The sequence below is a fragment of the Dyella terrae genome (genome assembly GCF_022394535.1).
Classification (GTDB): domain Bacteria; phylum Pseudomonadota; class Gammaproteobacteria; order Xanthomonadales; family Rhodanobacteraceae; genus Dyella.
The window spans coordinates 2564157-2585919 of sequence record NZ_CP089414.1; the positions used below are offsets into that span (position 1 = coordinate 2564157).

Here is a 21763-nt window from a genome sequence, read left to right on the forward strand (position 1 = left end):
AACGCTTAAGTCGAGCGCTTAGAACTTGACCGTGACGCGAGCCCAGTAGTAGCGGCCCATCAGGTCGAAGTCGCTCGGGTCGGTGTTGGCGTTGAGCACGTTGTTCGCGTACAGCATAGGCGGCTGCTTGTCGAACAGGTTGTTCACGCCGAAGTCGAGACGGGTGTTGATCGGAGCGATGTTGTAGCCGATCGACACGTCGTTGTAGACCGTTGCACCGTACTTGAGCACCAGACCCGAGGTGAGCGGACCGCCCGGCGAGGTGTCTTCCGGCGAACCGGCGGCACCACCGTTCTGGAAGCGACCGATGTAGCGCATACGCCACTCGGCACTCCAACCACCGGCCATCCAATCCACGAAGCCCTGTGCGCGCCAGCGCGGGAACAAGCACACGCCCGAACCGCCCGGGCATGCCGACTCGGCAGCAGAGCCGTACGGCAGGAAGTGACCTGCGTTGCTGTACGTGATGTTGCCCGGCAGGCCCGGAGCCGTCTCGAGGTTGTAGTACTTCAGGTACGTGGCGTTCAGGCCGACGTTGAACTGGCCGATGGTGTCGAACTTGGGCAGCTTGTAGTTAGCCGACCAGTCGATACCGCTGGTGTTCAACGAACCCAGGTTGCCGATCGGTTCAATCGAGCTCGGCAGCAGCTGGCCCGCATTGGCGGAACCCGCCGGTGCACGCTGGATGAACTGGCAGAAATTCGTCACACCCGAAGCGCAGAGGTCCATCACGCCCTGCAGACTTACCGCAGTGATGGTGTCGTTGAGGTTCACGCGCCAGAAGTCGACGGTGGTGGACAGACCCGGCACATAGGACGGGCTGTACACGAAGCCGAAGTCATACGACTTGCCATGTTCCGGCTTCACCGAGAGGCCAGCCACGCGAGAACCCTGGATGACCGCGTTGGTCTGGGTCTGCGACTGCGCCGCCGAGTTCACGAACGTGCCATTGGTCGGCACGTTCTGGCAGGCCAGGGCCAGCGGCGAACCCGCCGGGGCACCGGTGTAGCCGTTACACGGGTCGGTCTTCACGTACGGAGCGTCGGTAGCACCGGTGTACAGCTCGCCCAGGTTCGGCGTACGGAACACGTCTTCCATGGTGCCGCGGAGCAGCAGGTCATCGAAGGGCTTGTATTCCAGCGCGAACTTGAAGTTGTTCGTGCTGCCGAAGCTGGAGATGCGCGAATAACGGTCGCCGATGGTCAGGTTCAGCGACTGCACGCCCGGCAGGCCAGCCAGGACCGGGATAAACGCTTCCGCGTAAAGGTCCTTGGTGGTGTAACCACCCTGCGCCTGCACCAAGCACTGGCTACCCAGGTTACAGGTACCGGTGGTCGGGTTGATGATGAGCTGGGTCGCGGGGACCTGATGCTCATAATCCTTGCGGTCTTCATAGCCGACAGCCAGCTGCACGGCACCCGCCGGCAAGCTGAACAGCTCGCCGCTCAGACCTGCGTGCCAGGTCTTCTGGATTTCATAGAAGTTGCTCGGCACGGTCACTTCGGCCGCCTTAATGGCAGCCGCGGAACCCGGCGAGTTGATATCGAACGGGTTGAACTGGCAGGCGGCAACGCTCGGGCAGCCGGAAGCCGGACCGGTGTACAGCTGGGTCTGGTCGACCAGGCCGGAGGTCGTCGTCACGATGCTCTCGTGGCCGTAGTTGTAGCCGACGTCCCAGTTCCAGTTCTTGTCAAAAACGGTGAAGTCACCCTTGAAGCCCGTGTTGATCTGGGCGTCTTCGCGACCGACGAACGCTTCACGCACGCCAACCGAAGTCAGGCGCGACTTGAAGGAGTTACCGGTGGTGGCGTTGTAGGTCACGCCGAACTGGTTGTTCGGGTTGGTAGACGACACCGTGGCGCCGGTATCGGTGCCATACACGCCCGGGGCCAGCTGGAAGTTCGACGAGGTCTTCTGGTAGATCGCGTCTACATAGGCGGTGACATGGTCGGTGAGGTGATATTCACCATTCAAGAACGCGCCCGTGTGCTCCTGAGGCGTCATGTCCAGGTTGATCGCGGCGTAGTTGTACTTATCCGCGGAGGTGTAGCAGTGATAGTTGGCCGGGTTAACAGCCTGGCTATTGCCACCCGCGTTCAGCGAGACAAAGCCGCCATTGCCGGCGCAACCGCCCGGGAACGCGCCCGCGGTGCTCGGCGAAAGCTGGATACGACCCACCGGGGTGTACGACGAACCACCAATGATGACCTTGCCATTGGTGAGCGTCAGCGCGTTCTTGGAGAACGCACGGTTGGCAGCCAACACGCCATCCTGCTGGCTGTAGTTGATGCCGGCCATGATGCTGCCCTTATCGGACGTCTGGCCAAAGGTGAACGTGTAGCCGCTCGAGTCACCGTCGTTGCGGTCGGACTCGCCGACGTTCGCAGTGAAGGTGGCACCCTGGTAGTTCTTACGCAGGATGAAGTTCACAACGCCGCCGATGGCGTCCGAACCGTAGGTAGCCGATGCGCCGCTCGGCAGCACTTCGATGCGCTCGATGGCATCAGCCGGGATCGCGTTCGGATCCTTGCTGAGCAGGCGCTGGCCGTCGACCAGGATCAGGGTACGCTGCGAGCCAAGGCCGCGCAGGTTGATGGACGAGGTACCGGTACCGCCACCGTTGTTGGTCTGCGGGTTGACGTTACCGCCGGTCATGGCCGGCAGCTGCTGCACCAGGTCGCCTAGGGTCAGCTTACCGGTCGCCTGAATGGCGGCGCGGTCAATGGTCACGACCGGACTGGCCGTCTCGACGTCCACACGACGAATCAGCGAACCGGTCACGGTGACCGTTTCGAGCGTCTTGCTCTTGGACTGATCAGCCGGTGCCGGCGTGTTGGACTGCGACTGCGCGTCCTGCGCGAAAGCGGTAGTGCCGTAGGCGCTCGCTGCGAGCATACCCAGCGACAGAGCCAGGCGAACCGACGTGCACAGTTTATTTTCCCCGAACTTCATGAGAACACCCTCCCGTTATTTATATTGACTGGGTTTGAAAGATTTCCCCGCCTCAAACCCGCGCCCGATTCACCCAAACAATTTAGGTGTGGACCGACCGAATGGCAGCCCACAGCGCTTGGCATTTATCACGCTTTACTTACAGATAGTCAATAAAATCTATACAGCAAGAAGTTACTATGTCGCGACAGATATCGTATTAACTTGCGAATTATCTGGCTCGGAAATAAGAACCCCTCTGGCGTCCCCGCGTCCGCTGCGGCGCAGCGACCTTCGTTGGAATGGGGTGAAGCCACGGTGAAAGCGGCCTGACGCGATATTTCGTATCACGCCAGACCACTGATTTCCGTGAGATTCAGTCGGCGATGCCGTCGTTCTCGAAACGCAGGTGTTTTACGCTGCGTCCCCGGCGCCGAACCAGCTTCAAGGCTTCAATACCAATGCGTATGTGGCGTTCAACAAATTGCGTCGTCACGCTCCGGTCGCTTAATTCCGTCTTAACGCCCTCGGGGATCATGGGCTGATCGGAGACCAGGAGCAGCGCTCCACACGGAATCTTGTTGGCGAAGCCCGCCGCGAAGATGGTGGCGGTTTCCATGTCGATAGCCATGCAGCGGGTGCGCCGCAGATATTCCTTGAAGGTTTCGTCGTGCTCCCAGACACGGCGGTTGGTGGTGTACACCGTGCCCGTCCAGTAGTCGTAGCCCAGGTCGCGGATCATGGTGGATACGCCGCGCTGCAACTGGAAGGCCGGCAGCGCCGGAACCTCCGGGGGTAGATAGTCGTTGGAGGTGCCTTCGCCGCGGATGGCGGCGATCGGCAACACCAGGTCGCCGATGGCGTTCTTCTTCTTGAGCCCCCCCCGCATTTACCCAGGAAGACTGCAGCCTTGGGATGGATGGCGCTCAGCAGATCCATCACGGTCGCCGCATTGGGGCTGCCCATGCCGAAATTGATCAGGGTGATGCCGTCGGCGGTGGCGTTGGGCATGGGACGGTCCCGCCCCTGCACTTCCACCCCATGCCATTCGGCGAAGAGGTCCACGTAGTGTCCGAAATTCGTCAGCAGAATATGCTGGCCGAACTGCTCCACAGGCGTGCCGGTATAGCGCGGCAGCCAGTTGGAGACGATCTCCTGCTTGTCCTTCATTGAGACCCCATGAGGTCAGCGCAACAAAAGGCTTTGTTGCGCGTTACCGGCGACGCCACGCCGGCACGATGCCAGATATGTCTTCCCATAATAGCGGGTGAGCGACTTGTTCTGGATGGGTTTGACGACAAATTCCGGATCGGGACCGGTCATGCACCACCGTGACCCACGTCTACCGCCATCCCTTCGGGCCGGTGCGCCAACGACATGGACAACAACGAAGTCATCCGCGAGTACGAGCCACACCTTACTTATATGTCTATCCATATGGACTGCTGTTTGCGAGGTCATTGGTTGCATCGGTAACTGCCTGGGGGGTCTCGCATCAAGCGCAAAGCCACCCCGTCGAACCAACCAACGTTTGCCGGAGAGAGCCAAGGTGCCCAATAAGATCCGTCGACCCGCGCGAGGCGGTGCCCCTTCTAAACCACGGAAGCACATCTCTGGCGGCACCTCCCCAGCCCAATCGCGATTTCCATGGCGCGGCGAAACCCATGGCATCATGAGCCAAGGGGTGGGGTCGGCACGTGCAGGGGTGCGTGTTATGTTGCCCTTGCTCGTTACCGGACTGGGGAGTCTTCAATATGCGGATGGGTCTGGCCATCGATGCAGCCTGTGATTTGCCACAGGCATTCCTGCAAGAACACAACATCGCGGTGATGCCCATCACCATCCATGTCGACGACGAAGTCTTCATGGACAACCGCAACCAGGTCGAGCTGCACCGCTTCCTGGATCGCAACCTTGGTAACCGGAGCCATTCGGCCGAGACCATCCCCTGCTCCGTCGAAGACGTGCAAAAGCTATTCCTTGAGAAACTGGTGCTCGAGCAGGATTGTGTGTTCTGCCTCACCATCACCGCCACGCGCAGCGCCATCAATGAGCATGTGATCAAGGCGAGCTTTGCGGTACTCAAGCACTACCGAGAAGTGCGCGAGAAGAACAACCTCTCGGGTCCGTTCCTGATGCGCGTCATCGATACCCGCACACTCTTTGCGGGTTCAGGGCCGGCTATCGTCGAAGCCACGCGCCTGATCCAGGCGGGCGAACAACCCGCAGCCATCCGCGAACGCCTCACCTATGTAGCCAACAACTCGTACGGCTACATGCTGCCGCGTGACCTCTACTACCTGCGTGCCCGCGCCAAGAAGAAAGGCGACCGCAGCGTGGGCCTGCTCAGCGCCATGCTTGGCTCAGCGCTGGACATCAAGCCGTTGCTGCGCGGCTATCGCGGCGAAACAGGCCCGGTCGGTAAGGTGCGTGGCTTCGAGCACGGTGCGGAAACACTCTTCAACTACGCCGCGCAACGCGTCCACGCCGGCCTGTTGGTGCCCGCGGTATGCGTGAGCTACGGCGGCGATCTGGCTGAACTGGCCAAGCTGCCCGGTTATGCAGAATTGCGCACGGCGTGCGAAGAGTGCGGCGTGGATTTGATGGAAGCGCCGATGAGTATCACCGGCATGGTCAATGTGGGCGAAGGTGCGGTGACGCTCGGCTTCGCCGCTGAAGAACACGTCGCCGAGTTCTGAGACTGCCGGGAGGATAGGCATGATCCGCCTGTGCTTTCTCGCTTCGCTCCTGCTGCTGAGCCTGCCCGCGGTCGCGGGCACGGCCTACCAATGCACTGACGCCAGCGGCAAGGTGTCGTTCCAGGACAAGCCCTGCCAAAGTCAGCAGCGCCAACAAGTGCTGCAACTAAACGACACCCCAGCCTACACGCCCGCCCGGCCCGAGACCGTCCCTGCGCCCGAAACCGACATGGCACCTCCGCCACCACTACCGCCACCGCCGATCGAGTCGTCGTTGCCCGTTCTATATGCATGTGTACGCGCAACCGACGGCAAGACGTATACCAGCGAGAATGGTGATCCCCAGCCCTATCAGGTGCCCTACGGCATTCTCGGCGCCGCGCAACTGCCTCTTTCGCAGGCCTATGGTGGACCAGGCGCCGCCGGCGCATCCGCTCCCGAGCTCAACCGCGGACGCGTTACGCCCGGACTCATCGCCAACTACTACGTCTGGGTACAGGACCAGTGCCGCCCATTGACGCGAGCCGAAACCTGCCGCTCCCTACGTGATGCGTACGACGACATCGAGAGCAAGCTCAGGCGCGCATTCAAGAGTGATCAGCCTCCGTTGGAGCAGCGCGAGCAGGAGTTGCGCGGGCAACTTCGCGGCTGTTGATTCACGACTGCTCACTTTTTGCGCAATGTCATGCAAGTCTATGCTGCACAAGGCCAATGACGGCTTGTCCACAGGCTTGCCACCAGGGTTTCCCCAAACGCTGTGGAAAACGCAGTCACACGAGCTGCTGCAGATCTGCGCATGATGATGAAAGCTTTGCTACGACATGGACTTGCATCGCCTATCCACAGGCTTACCCAGGTCCCATCCACATTTACTGTGGAAAAGGCCGCGCCAAGCCTGGCGCAAAAATGCGCACGAAGATGAAAATCTCGTACCGGCGCGCACTTACGTCAACTGTCCACAGGCTTGCCCATAGGCCATCCACACAAGCTGTGGAAATCCACGCGTCAGCACTGCTGCAAAAGTACGCACGATGGTAAAAATCTCGCGCTGTCACGCACTTGCGTCGACTATCCACAGGCTTGCCAAGAGGCCATCCACATTCGTTGTGGAAAACCATCGGCCGCTGTCGATCTTTTGCGCATGATGATGAAACTTCAACCGTGGCGTGCACTTGCGCGGTCTATCCACAGGCTCGCCATGAGCCCATCCACATTCGCTGTGGAAAACGCGCGATCAGCGCCAGATTGTCTCGCCTTTTCGCCGCGTGACTAAGCCCACGCGGACGGCGAGTCAGAACCCGTAGTTGAGAAAACCCCCATCCACCGCCAGCACCTGGCCGGTGACATAGCTCGCCGCGGGCAGACAGAGAAAAGCGATGGCTGCGGCTACTTCCTCCGGCTCGCCAATGCGGCGCAGCGGCGTGCGGTCGAGTACTTCATCGAGGTACTCGTCGTCGGCAAGCGCCGGCTCGGAACGCTGCGTGCGGATATACCAGGGCGCTACCGCGTTGACACGGATGCCATCGGCCGCCCATTCCACCGCCAGATTGCGGGTGAGCTGATGGAGGGCGGCCTTGGTCATGCCATAGGGCGATCCCGTGCGCACATGCGTCACGCCTGAGACGGAACCCACATTCACGATGGCTGCGTTGGCGTGCTGCACGAGCTGCGGGTGCGCCAACCGGCACATCTCGAAGGCCGAGAACAGATTCTGCTCGAAGATCGCCCGGTACTCGTCCTCGTGATACGCCAGCGTCGGCGCGGGACGGTTGCCACCAGCGTTGTTCACCAGCAGGGAAAGCGGCGCACCGAGATCGGCGACCCAGTCGAACACGGCGAGGCGATCTTCCTGTTGTCCCAGGTCTGCACCGAACGCCAACACCTCGATGCCGGGGAAGTCGTCCAGCAACTCCACACGCACCTGTTCCAGGTAATCAGCATCGCGTGCCACCAGCAGCAGGTTGGCGCCGAGGCCGGCCAGCTCACGGGCAGTGGCGTAACCGATGCCCTTGCTGGCACCGGTGATCAGGGCGGTGTGTCCTTGCAGCTGCCAGGCATCGATGCGTGCGTTCATGCGTCGAGCTTAGAGCCTGTACACGTTCTGCGCCAAGCATGGCCCGCTACCATGCAGGTGTGACCTTCCACCGGAGAGGCCTTTCATGAAACGACTAGTCCCCCCTGCTTTGCCTGCTCTCCCTGACCGCCTGCTCCGGCAAAGCGCCCGCACCGGAGTCCGCTCCTGCCGCCGCCAGTACCGCGCGCGTCGCGACGCCGTGGGACGACATGAAGAAGGACGAGCAACGCGCGGCGGATGTGCAGAAGACCGTGGACGAACAGGCGAAGAAGCAGCAGCAACAGATAGAGGCAGCACAGCAGTAAATGTTCGGCACTTGGCAAATGGACGTCTGGACGTGCATCGTGTCCGGCATGAACGCCCATCACGACGAACTTGCCAACGCGCCACTGCTTGACATCGACGATGCCAGCGTGATGCGCGGTGACCGATTGATCCTCGATCGCTTCAGCCTACGCATTGGCGCTGGCCAGCACACCGCCATCCTCGGTGCCAACGGCGCGGGGAAGTCCACGCTGGTGCGCTTGATCACGCGCGAGCTGTACCCGCTCGCGCGGGAAGACGGCCGCGCTCCGGTGCGTGTATTCGGCCGCGATCGTTGGCATGTTTCCGATCTACGCGGGCTGCTCGGTATTGTGTCGCCCTCCCTGCAACACGACTGCACCACCGACGCGACGCTCGAAGTCTCCGAAGCCGTGCTGTCCAGCTTCTTCGCCGCGCAACGGCTGGGGCTCGACCATTACGTCACGCGGACCATGCGCGAGCGAGCGAACGAAGCACTGCATCAAGCCGGCGCCACGCATCTACTTGGGCGCACCATGGCCAGCCTGTCCACCGGTGAGGCGAGGCGTGTGCTCATTGCTCGCGCACTGGTGCATCAACCACGCGCCTTGCTGCTCGACGAACCCTGCGCGGGCCTGGACATGGCGAGCCGCCGGCGTTTCCTGGAGAACCTGCGCGGCCTTGCGCGTCAGGGCACCACGCTGCTGCTGGTGACGCACCACGTAGAAGAGATTCTCCCCGAGATCCAGCAGGTCGCCCTGCTCCGTGACGGACGCCTGCACAAACAAGGTGCCAAGCACGACGTGCTCACCGGCGCTCTGCTTTCCGAAACTTTTGGCATGCCCGTGTGTGTGGAACGCCACGGCGACTATTACAGCGCAGCGATCGCATAGGGCCGTCTGGCCGTCCAATCCCCCGCGGAAATCGCTTGACGCGCCCTGGCGCGCGGGCGTACTTTTGCGCCGTTGGTGGTTTTCATCCTTTCATCGCGATGAAAGGATGAAATTAAAAGGGAAGCCGGTGCGGCCCGTAAGGGCCAATTCCGGCGCTGCCCCGCAGCGGTGTGTGGAAACGACCTTCGCCATAAGCACTGGCCCTTGGGGCCGGGAAGCGGCGAACAGTAGGCGAAGCATTGATCTGCTTCATGTCCACGAGCCCGAAGACCTGCCCCGGCCAGAAGGCTCGCCCTTCTGTCAGACCTGGAGCTTCCGAGGGGAAGCGGCCGGATGTCGCGCCGTGGCCCGCGCCCACGGCGTGCGCCTCCGTGCCCGCCCGCGGCTGTTCCGGTTCGCCCGAGGGGGCGAAGGTCGCTGGCGTGGAAGTCGATGCTGTCCGCATCGCTTTGGCGCAGTTCCTTCGTTCCTCATTCATCACGAATCGAGGACACGCAAACATGACTACCGTTACCAACCTGGGCTTCCCCCGCATTGGCCCGCGGCGCGAGCTCAAGCATGCACTGGAGTCCTACTGGCGCGGCGAAACCACGTCGCAGCAGTTGGAAGAAGCTGCTTCGGCACTCAGGCAAAAGCACTGGACATTGCAGCGGGACGCCGGCGCCGACGTCGTTCCCTGCAACGACTTCTCGCTGTACGACCACGTGCTCGACACTGCCTTCCTGCTCGATGCCATTCCCGAGCGCTATCGCTCCCTGGTCGAGCGCGATGCGCACGCCGGCTACTTCGCGCTCGCGCGAGGATGGCAGCGCGACGGCATCGACCTGCATGCGCTGGAAATGACCAAATGGTTCGACACCAATTATCACTATCTGGTGCCGGAGCTCCACGCGGAACAGAGCTTCCGCCTTCGCGGCGATAAGCCAGTCGCGGAGTATCTGGAAGCCCGCGCGCAAGGCCTGGATGCTCGCCCCGTCCTGCTGGGACCGGTGAGCTTCCTGCTGCTCTCCAAGGCCGTGGATGGCAGCGATCGCCTTGCACTGCTGGAGCGCTTGCTGCCTGTCTATGCGGAACTGTTGGCGAAGCTCAAGCAGGCCGGCGCCGAATGGGTACAGATCGACGAGCCCTGCCTGGTGCTGGATCAGGATGGCGACGATCACGCGGCCTACCGTTCGGCGTACCACGCCCTGGCCACCGTGGAGCGCCCGAAATTACTGCTGGCGACGTACTTCGGTCCGCTCGGCGAGAATCTGCCTCTGGCTGCAGAGCTGCCGGTCGACGGCCTGCATATCGATCTCGTTCGCGCACCCGAGCAGCTCGATGCCGTGCTCGACGCACTGGGCGAGGAAAAGATCATCTCGCTCGGCCTCGTCGACGGACGCAACGTGTGGCGCGCCGACCTGGATCGCGCACTCCGCACATTCCGCCGTGCTCACGACCGCTTCGGTAAACGCGTGCAGATTGCACCGTCGTGTTCACTGCTACACGTACCGGTTGATGCCTCCGTTGAAAACGCGCTGCCCGCGGACCTCAAGTCATGGCTTGCCTTCGCGACGCAGAAGATCGGCGAACTTCGAGTACTGGCCGATGCTGTGAAGGGGCTAGTGCGCGCCTACACCACGCTGGACACCGCCCGCGAGCAACAGCTGGCCCGCCAGCAGTCCGAACGCGTGCATCGCGCCGCCGTGGCGGAGCGTGTGGCGGCCATCGACGCGGCCGACTTGTCGCGTCGTTCTCCGCATGCCGCGCGCAAGGCAGCGCAACAGCAGCACCTGCATCTCCCGCTGTTCCCCACCACGACCATCGGCTCGTTCCCGCAGACGCATGAGGTGCGCGAAGCCCGCGCTCAATTCAAGTCCCGCAAGCTTTCCATCGAGGAATACGAGGCCTTCCTCGAAGCCGAAACCGAGCGCTGCGTACGTTTCCAGGAAGACATCGGCCTGGACGTGCTCGTGCACGGCGAGTTCGAACGCAATGACATGGTGGAGTACTTCGGCGAGCAACTGGACGGCTTTGCCTTCACCAAGCTCGGCTGGGTGCAGAGCTACGGCTCACGCTGCGTAAAGCCGCCGATCATCTACGGCGACGTGCAACGACCAGCACCGATGACTGTCCGCTGGTCGCGCTATGCACAGTCGCTCACCAAGCGTGCAATGAAGGGCATGCTCACTGGCCCAGTGACGGTGCTGCAATGGTCATTCGTGCGCGATGACCAGCCGCGCTCCACCACCTGCCGCCAGATTGCCCTCGCGCTGCGCGACGAAGTACTCGACCTCGAGGCCGCCGGTATCCACGTCATCCAGATCGACGAACCGGCACTGCGCGAAGGCCTGCCCCTGCGCCGCAAGGATTGGAGTGAGTACCTCGCCTGGGCAGTGGAAAGCTTCCGCCTTACCGCATCAGGCGTGGAGGATGCCACGCAGATCCATACCCACATGTGCTACTCCGAGTTCAACGACATCATCGAAGCCGTGGCCGCCATGGACGCCGACGTGATCTCCATCGAGACATCGCGCTCGCGCATGGAGCTGCTCGATGCCTTCGTGCGGTTCCGTTATCCCAACGACATCGGCCCGGGCGTCTACGACATCCATTCGCCGCGAGTACCGAATGTCGAAGAAATGACTGAGCTCTTGCAGAAGGCCGCCGACGTGCTCAAGCCGGAACAGCTATGGGTGAACCCGGACTGCGGACTGAAAACCCGCGGCTGGACCGAAGTGCGTGCCGCCCTGGTCGCCATGGTGGCGTCGGCACGGCGCATGCGTGAACTGGCCGCTGTCGAGGCATAAAAAATCCGCCGCTGGAAACCAGCGGCGGCTCGATGTATCCGAATCTCGTCGCGCGGTAGCGCGACGAGATTCAACGGCTCAACGTGGCGAGCAGAAGCAGTAGGCGTAAACGTTCGGGCGCCCCGCCTGTGCGGTGCGCAACAGCTTCAGTTCCGGCGCCATCGTGTTGATGTGGGCAACCCACGACGGCAACTGCACGCCGTACGACTGCGCCATCTGCACCATCGCATCGTTGTTGAGGCCGATCAGGAACTGTGCGAAGCCACCCATCGGCTCTTCCACGTAACGCACCGGTGCGTCCTTACCAAGCTTGGCGCGCTGCGAAGCGTCGGCAATGGCTTCACCGATACCACCAAGCTGATCGACGAGACCGCGATCCAGCGCCTGCTGGCCGGTCCACACGCGCCCCTGCGCAATGGCATCAATGGCGTCGTACGGCTTGCCGCGTGCCTTGGCTACGTTGCCGACGAAATCGCGATAGCCCTTCTCGATGGTGGCCTGGATCACGGTGCCCACCTTGGGATCGAGCGGACGCGTGATATCGAACGCACCCGCCAGCGGGCTGGTGCCCACGCCGTCGCTCTTCACGCCCAGCTTATCCAGCGTGCCGGGCACCGTCATAATCATGCCGAAGATGCCGATGGAGCCGGTGATGGTGTTGGGCTCGGCGTAGATGCGATCGGCGTTCATCGAGATCCAGTAGCCGCCGCTGGCCGCAACGTTACCCATCGACACCACAACCGGAATGCCGGCCTCGCGGGTCAGCGCCACTTCGCGGCGGATCTGCTCGGCGGCATACACCTCGCCACCCGGCGAGTTCACGCGCAGCACCAATGCTTTGGTGCGTTTGTCTTCGCGCGCGGCGCGGATCAGCTCGGCCGTAGAATCGCCACCCACCGTGCCCTGCGGCTGCTTGCCACCGGTGATTTCGCCTTCGGCCACCACCACGGAAACGCCCGGTGTCTGCGTGGCGTCTTCGGAAATCGTGCCTTCATATTGCGACAGCGATACCTGGCGGAAGCCCTCGCCCTTCTTGCCGGCAGGCACGCCTTCCTTGCGCATCATGGCGTTCACTTCGGCCGGCGTCGCCACACCATCGACCAGGTGCTGCTCCAGCGAGAGCTGGCCGAGATCACCCTTGGCGTTGGCGATCGTCTCCGGCAGCGTGTCGATATCCGTACGCAGCGTGGCCGGATCCAGCTTGCGCAGCTTGGCCACCTCGTTGATATAGCTATCCCACAGGCCGCCCATCCAGAAACTGTCGGCCTCTTTAGCTTCGGACGAGGCGTGGTCGAGGATGTACGGCTCAGCGGCGCTCTTGAACTGGCCGACGCGGAACAGGTGCACGTCCACACCGAGCTTGTCGAGCAGATCCTTGTAGAACAAGCGGTAGTTGGCCAGGCCCGTAATCATCACCCCGCCCTGCGGATCGACCAGCACACGGTCGGCATGCGCGGCGAGGTAGTACTGGCCCTGGTCAAGGCTCGGCGCCCACACGACCACCGGCTTGCCGGCAGCGCGGAAGCGGTCGAGTGCTGCACCCACTTCGCGCAATGCGGCAAAGCCGCCACCCTGCAACTCGCCCGGCTCCAGCAGGATGCGCGTAATGCGCGCGTCCTTGGCCGCGCCATCGATGGCGCCGACTAGGTCACGCAGTTGGATCTGCTTGGGCGGGTTGCCCGACAGACTGGCCAGCGCGCGCTGCATCGGGTCGATGCTGTACTGCTCGACCAGATCGCCCTTGGGCTTGATGACCAGCACACTGTCGCTCTGAATGACGTGCTCAGCGCGAGTGCCGGCAAAGCCGACAATCAGCACCAGCAGGAACAGAAACAGGAAGGCGAAGAAGATCAGGTTGAGAAGGGTCAACCTGACGATGTTGATACCGCGTCCAAGAACGCAGAGAAAGGCCCAAAAGCCGTTCGTACGGGGCTCCGCCATGCGAGGTTCCTCAGGATGTCCACAACAGCGTAGCTGTTCGTGTGGTGAAGGTCATGTGGTACGAACCGCACATACCCGTCATCTTTACCCGTTCCCGCGTTGGGATTGGACGTAAGGCACCGAACAACCTTAGGGGGTACGGCGCCAGCGTTCGCGGGACGTGTTGCGGTACAAGCGGGTAAACAGCAGGATGGCCGCCATGGTCAGGCCGGCGATCAGGCCGATCCACATGCCCCGCGCGCCCATGTCATGGCGGAACGCCAGCCACCAGCCCACCGGCATACCGACGCCCCAGTAGGCGAACAGGGTGATCACCATCGGCACCCGCGTGTCCTTGAGGCCGCGCAGTGCACCGTTGGAGGTGACCTGGATGCCGTCCGAAAACTGGAACAACCCGGCCAGCACCATCAGCTGCGCAGCCAGCGCGATCACCCCGGCATCATGTGTGTACGCACTCGCCAGCACGTGCGGCAGGGTCAGCATGACCGTTGAGGAAACGGTCTGCACGCACAGCGCCAGCCCGACGCCACACAGGCCGGCATAACGCACGCCCTGGGCATCGCCACGGCCGACCGCGTTGCCCACCCGCACGGTGATCGCCATCGACAACCCCAGCGGCACCATGAAAGCAATGGTCGCCACGCTCAGCGCCACCTGATGGCTCGCCACCACCGTCTCGCCCAGCGTCGCGATGGCCAGCGCCACCGCCACGAACAGTCCACCCTCGGCCAGCAGCGTCACGGCCATCGGGCCGCCGATTTTTACCAGCTCGAGAATCATCTTCGGCTTGGGCCAGGCCATGCCGCCGCGCAGGTTGGCGTCGCGATAGGCCGGGTGCTTGATGACGAACCACAGGAACGCCAACATCTCCAGCCACAACACCGTCGCGGTGGCGATGCCGCTGCCCAGCGAGCCCAGCGCGGGCAGGCCAAACTTGCCGTACATCAGCACGTAGCCCAGCGGCGCCAGCACCAACAGGCCACCAAAGCCGAAGTACATCGACGGACGCGTCATCGACAGGCCTTCGGACAGGCCGCGGATGGCGAAGTAACTCGTCATCGCTGGCGCCGCCCAACTGATGGCGTGCAGGAAGTGCATGACGTCGGTGCGCAGCGTCGGCACCACGCCAATCCAATCGAGCAACGGCGTGGCATGGCGTACCAGGAACCACAACACGATGCCCATGCCCCAGGCCAGCCACAACGCCTGCACGAACACGGCACCCGCTTCGTGACGGCGCCCCGCGCCGTCCAACTGGGCGACCGAGGGCGGCACCGCCATCATCATGCCCAGGCCGCTGACTAGCGCCAGCGCCCAAATACTGACCGCTGTGGTCACCGCCGCCTGCACGTGCGCACTCAGGTGCCCGGCGAGCACGGCATCGACGAAGTTCGGACCCACCGCGGCGAGCTGCGCGGCGATCAGGGGAAGGGCAAGGCGCACTGTGGCGCCGACCTCGTGCGCCACCTTGGCGCGATCGGGGCGGAAAGACAGCATAGAAGGACTCCTAGGCTGACAGTCTAACCCAGTCCTGTCGTCATCCTTACCGACAGCGCTTTCAGAAACGCCCCACGACTGCTGTCTACGCAAGCCGCTTGTGCCAAGATCCGCGGCTGATCATCCCGGGGGGAGAGGGCATGAAGAAAGAAATCGTTTCGTTCGAAGGCGTGCACTGCGCCAACTGCAGCGCGCCCATGCAGGGCGAGTTCTGCCACGAGTGTGGGCAGTCCATCCACACCGTGCTGCGCCCTATGCATCACATGGTGGAAGACACCCTCGACATGGTGTTGCACGTGGACGGCCGCGTCATCCACACGCTGCCACCACTGTTCCTCAAGCCCGGCTTCCTCACCCTGGAATGCTTCTCGGGCCGCCGCCAGCGTTACGTGGCGCCGTTCCGCCTGATGTTCGTGCTGGCCCTGCTGGCCTTCTTCGTATCTCACTTGGTCATGGGGAGCTCCGGTTTATTGGAGTTCGGCTCCAAAGCGAGTGTCGGCACCGGTGAGTTCGCCAAAGACACGACCCCTGACGCCGTGCGGGCGCATTTTGAGCAAATGCGCCAGGACATCGAGAAGTCCAAGGGACAAAGCGACCAGAAGGCGAAGCATTACAACCGTCTGGTCAACGTGGAGCGCGACCACGCCAACCATCGATTGGCCGAGCTTCATGCCCCAGCGATGCCCAATGTCACCGTCGAAGACATGGACTTCACCTCGTTCGCGATCGACATCCCGTGGCTCCCCGCAGCTATCAACCACAGCCTCAATCGCTCCAGAGCGCGGGCCGTGTCCAACATACGAGAGATGTCGAACGGCGGTGAGCAGGCGGCTGAGGCAGAGGAGCGCGTCGTAGCCTCTGTGTTCCATGCACTGCCGCAGACCATGTTTGTGCTGATGCCCCTGTTTGCCCTGCTGTTGAAGTTCACCTACTTCTTCAAGCGCCGGCTTTATATGGAACACCTGATCGTGGCGCTGCACAGCCACGCCTTCCTGTTCCTGTCCCTGTTACTGAGCATGATGCTGTACGCCCTGCAGGCCTGGCTGACACCCCATGCGGCTTGGGTGGGCACACCGCTACGCCTGCTGCAGTGGGCCCTGTGGGTCTGGACGCTGGTCTATTTGCTGATCATGCAAAAGAAGGTCTATCGGCAGGGTTGGTTCATGACGATCGTGAAGTACCTGTTCGTCGGCTGGTGCTACACGATCCTGGCTTCGGTAGCGCTCGCGTTTGCAGCGATTCTGGGCGTAACGAACTGACCCCGGCCACCGGCTACTTTCTGTGACACAAATCACACACAAACCGGGCACCTACGCAATTTCGGCAAGCCCGTAAAGCGCTTCAAACGGGGGTTTTGCACAGCGTCACATGGCTGTCAAGGCAAGACCCATGCCTATGGCAATTGTATGAACCCTAGCCAAGCAAAAAACTCAACTCAATGTATTTATTGATGTTTTTTTGGTGGCTAAAACTTGAACAGCGCGTACGGAAGGACGCTTTCATGCGCCCCAGAGGCCTCCCTCAACGGGCCATCCACAGAGTTATCCACAGAGGTTGTGGATAACATGAAAAGCCCCCTGCCGTTAGTCACTTAGCTGTCCTTTCTAGATGACAGGGCAGCAAGCATGCGCAAGCCATCGCCAGGCAGCCAAACGGTGGATCCGTGCGTTTCACCCGGCTGGAATTCCGTCCAGTGCAACGGGCCGGTTACACTGGTTCTCCAAGAGGTATTCATGCCCGCCGTCCTTCGCGTTGCCCTGCCGGTGCCCCTGCCAACCCTGTTCGACTACCTGCCGCCGGCCACCGGCGAGGCGGTCGCGGGCAGCCGGGTGCTGGTGCCGTTCGGCAAGGGCAAAGCGGTCGGCGTCGTAGTCGAGGCCGGGGTGGAATCCGCGGTAGGCAACGCCCGGCTCAAGCGAGTGCTCCGCGTCCTGGACGATGCCCCCCCTGCTCGACGCCGAGTTGATGGCCACCCTCGCCCGTGCCGCGGATTATTGGCTGGGGGCACCCGGCGAGGCATACGCCAACGCCCTGCCCCTGGCCCTGCGCGAAGACCGCCCGCTTCCCGAGCTGCACGAAGAGGCCTGGGCACTGACCGCCGCCGGGCGCAGTGCCCTCGACGCAGGCAGCCGGCGCGGCGGCAGTCGCGCCTTGCTCGAAGCACTGGCACGCGGCCCGCAGACCGCCGAACTACTGCACGAGATGCTGCCCGGCTGGCGCGACGCCGCACGCCGGCTCGACGAGGCAGGCCTGATCGAACGCACACGTACCCAAACGGCCGGGCCGATGGCGGTCACGACTGCGCCATCGCTGAGTGACGAGCAGCAACAGGCCGTGGACGCCATCGGCGAATCGCTGGGCACCTTCCAATCCTTTCTGCTCGACGGCGTCACCGGCAGCGGCAAGACCGAGGTCTATCTCGCGCTGATCGAAAAAGTCATCGCGCAAGGCAAGCAGGCCTTATTGCTGGTGCCGGAGATCGGCCTCGCGCCGCAGACCGTGCGCCGCCTTCGCGACCGTCTCGGTGTCGCAGTACAGGTCCTGCATTCCAACCTGGCCGAAGGTGATCGCGCGCGCGCCTGGCTGCGCGCGCGTTCCGGCGAGGCCAAGGTGATCCTCGGCACGCGCTCGGCCATCTTCACCCCACTGCCCAACGCCGGCCTGATCGTGGTCGACGAGGAACACGACAGCGCCTACAAGCAGCAGGAAGGCTTCCGTTACCACGCGCGCGACCTCGCCATCCTGCGCGGGCGCGCGCTCAACGTGCCGGTCGTGCTCGGCTCGGCCACGCCATCGCTGGAATCGCTGGCGAACGTGCAGGCAGGCCGCTATCGCACCTTGCACCTGCGCGCACGCCCGGGAGCAATCCGCGCGCCACAAGTGCAGATCGTGGACATGCGCGCGCAACGATTGGATCACGGCCTCTCACCCGCCCTGCTTGCCGCTGTCACCGATACGGTGGCGCGCGGTGAACAAGCATTGGTGTTCCGCAATCGCCGTGGTTATGCACCGGTGCTGCTCTGCTACAGCTGCGGCTGGCATGCGGAATGTCCACGCTGCGAACACCCGATGACACTGCATGCGGCACGCCGCACACTGATCTGTCATCACTGCGACTACAACACACGCATGCCCGGGCAATGCCCGTCCTGTTTCTCGCCCGAACTCAAGCCACAGGGCCAGGGCACCGAGCGCCTGGAAGAAGCGCTGACCGCGCACTTCCCAGAGGTGCCGGTCATGCGCATCGACCGCGAAACCACGCGCCGGCGTGATGCCTTCGAACAACTATTGGAAGGCCTCCACGAGGATCGCCCCGCCATCCTTGTCGGCACGCAAATGCTGGCCAAGGGCCACGACCTGCCCAATCTCACGCTGGTCGCCATCGTCGGCGTCGACGAAGGGCTGCATAGCGTGGATTTCCGCGCGAGCGAACGGCTTGCGCAACTGGTCGTGCAGGTGGCCGGTCGCGCGGGTCGTGCGCAGAAACCCGGGCGCGTGTTGCTGCAAACACATCACCCCGAACATCCGCTCTTGCGCCAACTGCTCGCGCAAGGCTATGCGGCAGCTGCCGCAACGCTGCTGGAAGAACGCCGCAGTGTGCAACTGCCGCCGTTTGGTCATCAGGTCTTGCTGCGCGCCGACGCGCACCAGCGCGAACACGTCGATGCCTTTCTCAGCGAAGCGGCAAACGCATTGACCGGTACGCCACTGCAACTGGCTGGCCCCATGCCCGCGCCCATGCCGTTACGTGCAGGCCGCCATCGGGGCCAACTGTTGATCGAAGCCGAAACACGGGGCGCGCTGCACGTTGCACTCAGACCTTGGTATCCATCGCTGTCGAGGCTGCCTTCGGCGCGTCGCGTGCGGTGGTCGCTCGATGTCGATCCCATCGATCTCTACTGAACACGGGACGACACGGCGGAACCTCCGATGATTCTTTTAACTTCGAAAGAGGCATCACATGGAAGGCAATGCATCGTCCAACGCTCGTCCTCATGTCGTCATCCTCGGCGGCGGCTTCGGTGGTCTCGCTGTGGCGCGCGAATTGGCTGACACCAACGCGCGCATCACACTGATCGACCGGCGCAACCATCACCTGTTCCAGCCGCTGCTGTATCAGGTGGCTACCGCGGGGCTATCCGCGCCATCCATCGCCGCACCGCTGCGACAAATCCTCAGGAAACAAGCCAACGTCACCGTACTGATGGACGACGCGCGGGACGTCGATCTCGATTGCCAAGTCGTAAAACTTGCGCGCGGTGATATGCCATACGACGCGCTGATCGTCGCTACCGGCGCCACGCACGCCTACTTCGGCCACGACGAATGGGAGCGTCACGCGCCAGGCCTGAAAACACTCGAAGACGCGTTCGCTATCCGCCGTCGCGTGCTGGTCGCCTTCGAGCGCGCCGAACTCGAGGAAGACCCGGCACTACGACAGGCGTGGCTCAATTTTGTCATCGTCGGCGGCGGCGCGACCGGCGTAGAGCTCGCCGGCACCGTGGCAGAAATTGCTCGCCACACCCTGCCACGCGAATTTCGTCGCGCAGACCCGCGCCACGCCAACGTACTACTGGTGGAAGCTGGCCCCCGACTGCTACCAGCGTTCGACGAAGATCTGTCGGACAAGGCACGGCGACAGCTCGAGAAGCTCGGCGTACAAGTGCGCCTTGGCACGTCCGTCACCGCCATTGATGAGGAAGGCGTGATGCTGGACGGAGCACCGTATGCAGCGCGTACCGTGCTATGGGCAGCCGGCGTAGCCGCCTCGCCGCTCGGTCGCAAGCTGGGCGCCCCGTTAGATCGCGCGGGCCGCGTACTGGTCGAGCCCGATCTCAGCCTGCCCAACCATCCGAACGTCTTCGTCATCGGCGACCTTGCCGCCGTCACCCAGGCCAATGGCAAGCCGGTTCCCGGCGTCGCGCCCGCGGCCAAACAGATGGGGCATTACGTCGCCACGTTGCTCAAGGCGCGCTGGCGCGGGGAAAAGGCCGCAAAGCCTTTTGCGTACCGCGACGATGGCGCACTCGCCACCATCGGCCGCATGGCTGCGGTGGCGCAGTTTGGACGGCTGAAGCTGTCCGGGATACTCGCCTGGTGGGTCTGGTTGATCGCCCACATCGCCTTCCTGATCGGCTTCCGCAACCGTCTCGTGGTGATGCTGGACTGGGCCTGGGCGTACTGGACCTACCAGCGCCACGCCCGCATCGTCACCGGTATCGATGAACGGGCCGACACACAAACGTCTTTGCCCAAAGACGCTTAGGGTGGAGAATCATGCTTTTCCATGCCGGATAACGCCGTGTCTTCCCAACTCGAACAGCTGCGCCAGTACACCACCGTCGTCGCCGATACCGGCGACATCGACGCCATTGCCCGCTGGCGCCCGGTAGACGCCACGACCAACCCGTCACTGCTGCTCAAGGCCATCGAGAACCCCAAGTTCGCGCCGATCATCGAGGAGTCCGTGGCGTGGGCCAAGGGCAAGAGCAACTCGCGCGAGCAACAGTTGGTGGACGCGAGCGATCACCTCGCCGTGGCTGTCGGCCGCAAGATCGTCGAACTGGTACCAGGTCGCGTGTCCACCGAAGTGGACGCGCGCCTTTCTTTCGACGTAGATGCATCCATCGCCAAGGCCGAACGCCTCGTGCAGTTGTATGCCGATGCCGGCGTGACCCGTGACCGCATCCTGATCAAACTGGCCTCGACGTGGGAAGGCATCCGCGCCGCAGAACAGCTGGAAAAGCGCGGCATCAACTGCAACCTCACCCTGCTGTTCTCGTTCGAACAGGCCGTGGCCTGCGCCGAAGCCGGCGTGTTCCTGATCTCGCCATTCGTCGGCCGCATCATGGATTGGTACGTCGCCAACACCGACACCAAGAGCTACGCACCGGAAGAAGATCCGGGCGTGAAGTCCGTGCGTCGCATCTACGACTGGTACAAGGAACACGGCTTCCAGACCGTGGTGATGGGCGCCAGCTTCCGCAACATCGGCCAGATCCAGGCCCTCGCCGGCTGCGACCGCCTCACCATTAGCCCAGACCTGCTGGAAAAGCTGGACCAAGACACCTCGCCGCTACCGCGTGCGTTGAATGACACCGGCGCAACCAAGGCCAAGCCCAAGCCGATCACGGAGGCAGAATTCCGCTGGGGCCATAACGAAGACGCTATGGCGACGGACAAGTTGGCGGATGGTATCCGGAAGTTTGCGGTGGATCAGCGCAAGATGGAAAAGCTGCTGACGGAAAAGTTGTAAGAAGGAAATGGGGCCGCTTGCGAAAGCGGCCTCTTGGCATAGTGTGAAGGTGCTGACTCGCGCACTTCCGCGGGGCTATTCACTCACTAGGTTTGCTTGTGGCGTATTTGGTCCTCGTGCCAACTAGCCGCCTCGGTTCTGCTCCCTCTCCCCGCCGGGGAGAGGGTTGGGGTGAGGGGTCAACCTAGCCTCATCGTCTCATCTGCGCCGTCATCCCGGCGTACCCCACAAAAGGGGGCAAGGGCCGGGATCCAGTGACGGTATCGCTTGGTTATCGCGTTACTGCGATCTGGCCGCTTGCGCAGCGGGCGTTTCGATCATCTGCCGGTGCTCGAGTCACTTTTCTTTGTTGGCCCAAAGAAAAGTAACCCGAAGAAATGGCCTGACAGGCCAACGCCCGC

At 62.7% G+C, this 21763-nt stretch carries 11 protein-coding genes, 2 pseudogenes and 1 riboswitch; of the genes and pseudogenes, 8 read left to right on the forward strand and 5 right to left on the reverse strand.

Annotated elements, in window-relative coordinates; translation table 11 throughout:
- Window positions 1–18: 18 nt before the first annotated feature.
- Window positions 19–2952 (reverse strand): TonB-dependent receptor domain-containing protein, encoded by a 2934-nt coding sequence (locus DYST_RS11110; protein ID WP_239951889.1) that lies wholly within the window; start codon window positions 2950–2952, stop codon window positions 19–21.
- 355 nt (window positions 2953–3307) lie between these two features.
- Window positions 3308–4101, reverse strand: a pseudogene (locus DYST_RS11115) (AMP nucleosidase).
- 584 nt (window positions 4102–4685) lie between these two features.
- Here DYST_RS11115 and DYST_RS11120 point away from each other — a divergent pair.
- Entirely contained in the window at window positions 4686–5630 is a 945-nt protein-coding gene (locus tag DYST_RS11120; protein WP_199178902.1) for a DegV family protein, read from the forward strand.
- A gap of 19 nt (window positions 5631–5649) precedes the next feature.
- On the forward strand, window positions 5650–6285 hold the full coding sequence (locus DYST_RS11125) for a DUF4124 domain-containing protein (protein ID WP_239951891.1): 636 nt from the start codon (window positions 5650–5652) through the stop codon (window positions 6283–6285).
- Window positions 6286–6921: 636 nt separating this feature from the next.
- Here the strand turns inward: DYST_RS11125 and DYST_RS11130 are convergent.
- Window positions 6922–7704 (reverse strand): SDR family oxidoreductase, encoded by a 783-nt coding sequence (locus DYST_RS11130; protein WP_102301932.1) that lies wholly within the window; start codon window positions 7702–7704, stop codon window positions 6922–6924.
- 353 nt (window positions 7705–8057) lie between these two features.
- Between DYST_RS11130 and DYST_RS11135 the strand changes: the two genes are divergently transcribed.
- Both DYST_RS11135 and metE read left to right on the forward strand, forming a co-directional pair.
- Window positions 8058–8879 (forward strand): ABC transporter ATP-binding protein, encoded by an 822-nt coding sequence (locus DYST_RS11135; protein WP_102302155.1) that lies wholly within the window; start codon window positions 8058–8060, stop codon window positions 8877–8879.
- Between the two features lie 59 nt (window positions 8880–8938).
- Window positions 8939–9172: riboswitch (cobalamin riboswitch) on the forward strand.
- Window positions 9173–9379: 207 nt separating this feature from the next.
- Window positions 9380–11668, forward strand: a complete 2289-nt coding sequence (metE, locus tag DYST_RS11140; RefSeq protein WP_239951893.1) for a 5-methyltetrahydropteroyltriglutamate--homocysteine S-methyltransferase — start codon at window positions 9380–9382, stop codon at window positions 11666–11668.
- 78 nt (window positions 11669–11746) lie between these two features.
- Here the strand turns inward: metE and sppA are convergent, their stop codons facing one another.
- A complete protein-coding gene (sppA, locus tag DYST_RS11145; RefSeq protein WP_239951895.1) occupies window positions 11747–13609 on the reverse strand; it encodes a signal peptide peptidase SppA in 1863 nt (620 codons plus the stop codon).
- A gap of 129 nt (window positions 13610–13738) precedes the next feature.
- On the reverse strand, window positions 13739–15106 hold the full coding sequence (locus tag DYST_RS11150; RefSeq protein WP_239951897.1) for an MATE family efflux transporter: 1368 nt from the start codon (window positions 15104–15106) through the stop codon (window positions 13739–13741).
- 140 nt (window positions 15107–15246) lie between these two features.
- On the opposite strand from DYST_RS11150, the gene DYST_RS11155 reads away from it, so the two are divergent.
- The 4 genes and pseudogenes from DYST_RS11155 (at window position 15247) to tal (ending at window position 21362) form a co-directional block, all read left to right on the forward strand.
- The gene (locus DYST_RS11155; protein WP_239951899.1) at window positions 15247–16365 is read left to right on the forward strand and encodes a DUF3667 domain-containing protein; all 1119 of its coding nucleotides are present in this window, start codon (window positions 15247–15249) and stop codon (window positions 16363–16365) included.
- Between the two features lie 474 nt (window positions 16366–16839).
- Window positions 16840–19009: pseudogene (locus tag DYST_RS11160) on the forward strand (primosomal protein N').
- A gap of 58 nt (window positions 19010–19067) precedes the next feature.
- Window positions 19068–20372, forward strand: a complete 1305-nt coding sequence (locus DYST_RS11165) for an NAD(P)/FAD-dependent oxidoreductase (protein ID WP_239951900.1) — start codon at window positions 19068–19070, stop codon at window positions 20370–20372.
- Between the two features lie 21 nt (window positions 20373–20393).
- The gene (gene tal / locus DYST_RS11170) at window positions 20394–21362 is read left to right on the forward strand and encodes a transaldolase (RefSeq protein WP_343214870.1); all 969 of its coding nucleotides are present in this window, start codon (window positions 20394–20396) and stop codon (window positions 21360–21362) included.
- The last annotated feature ends 401 nt before the right edge of the window (window positions 21363–21763 follow it).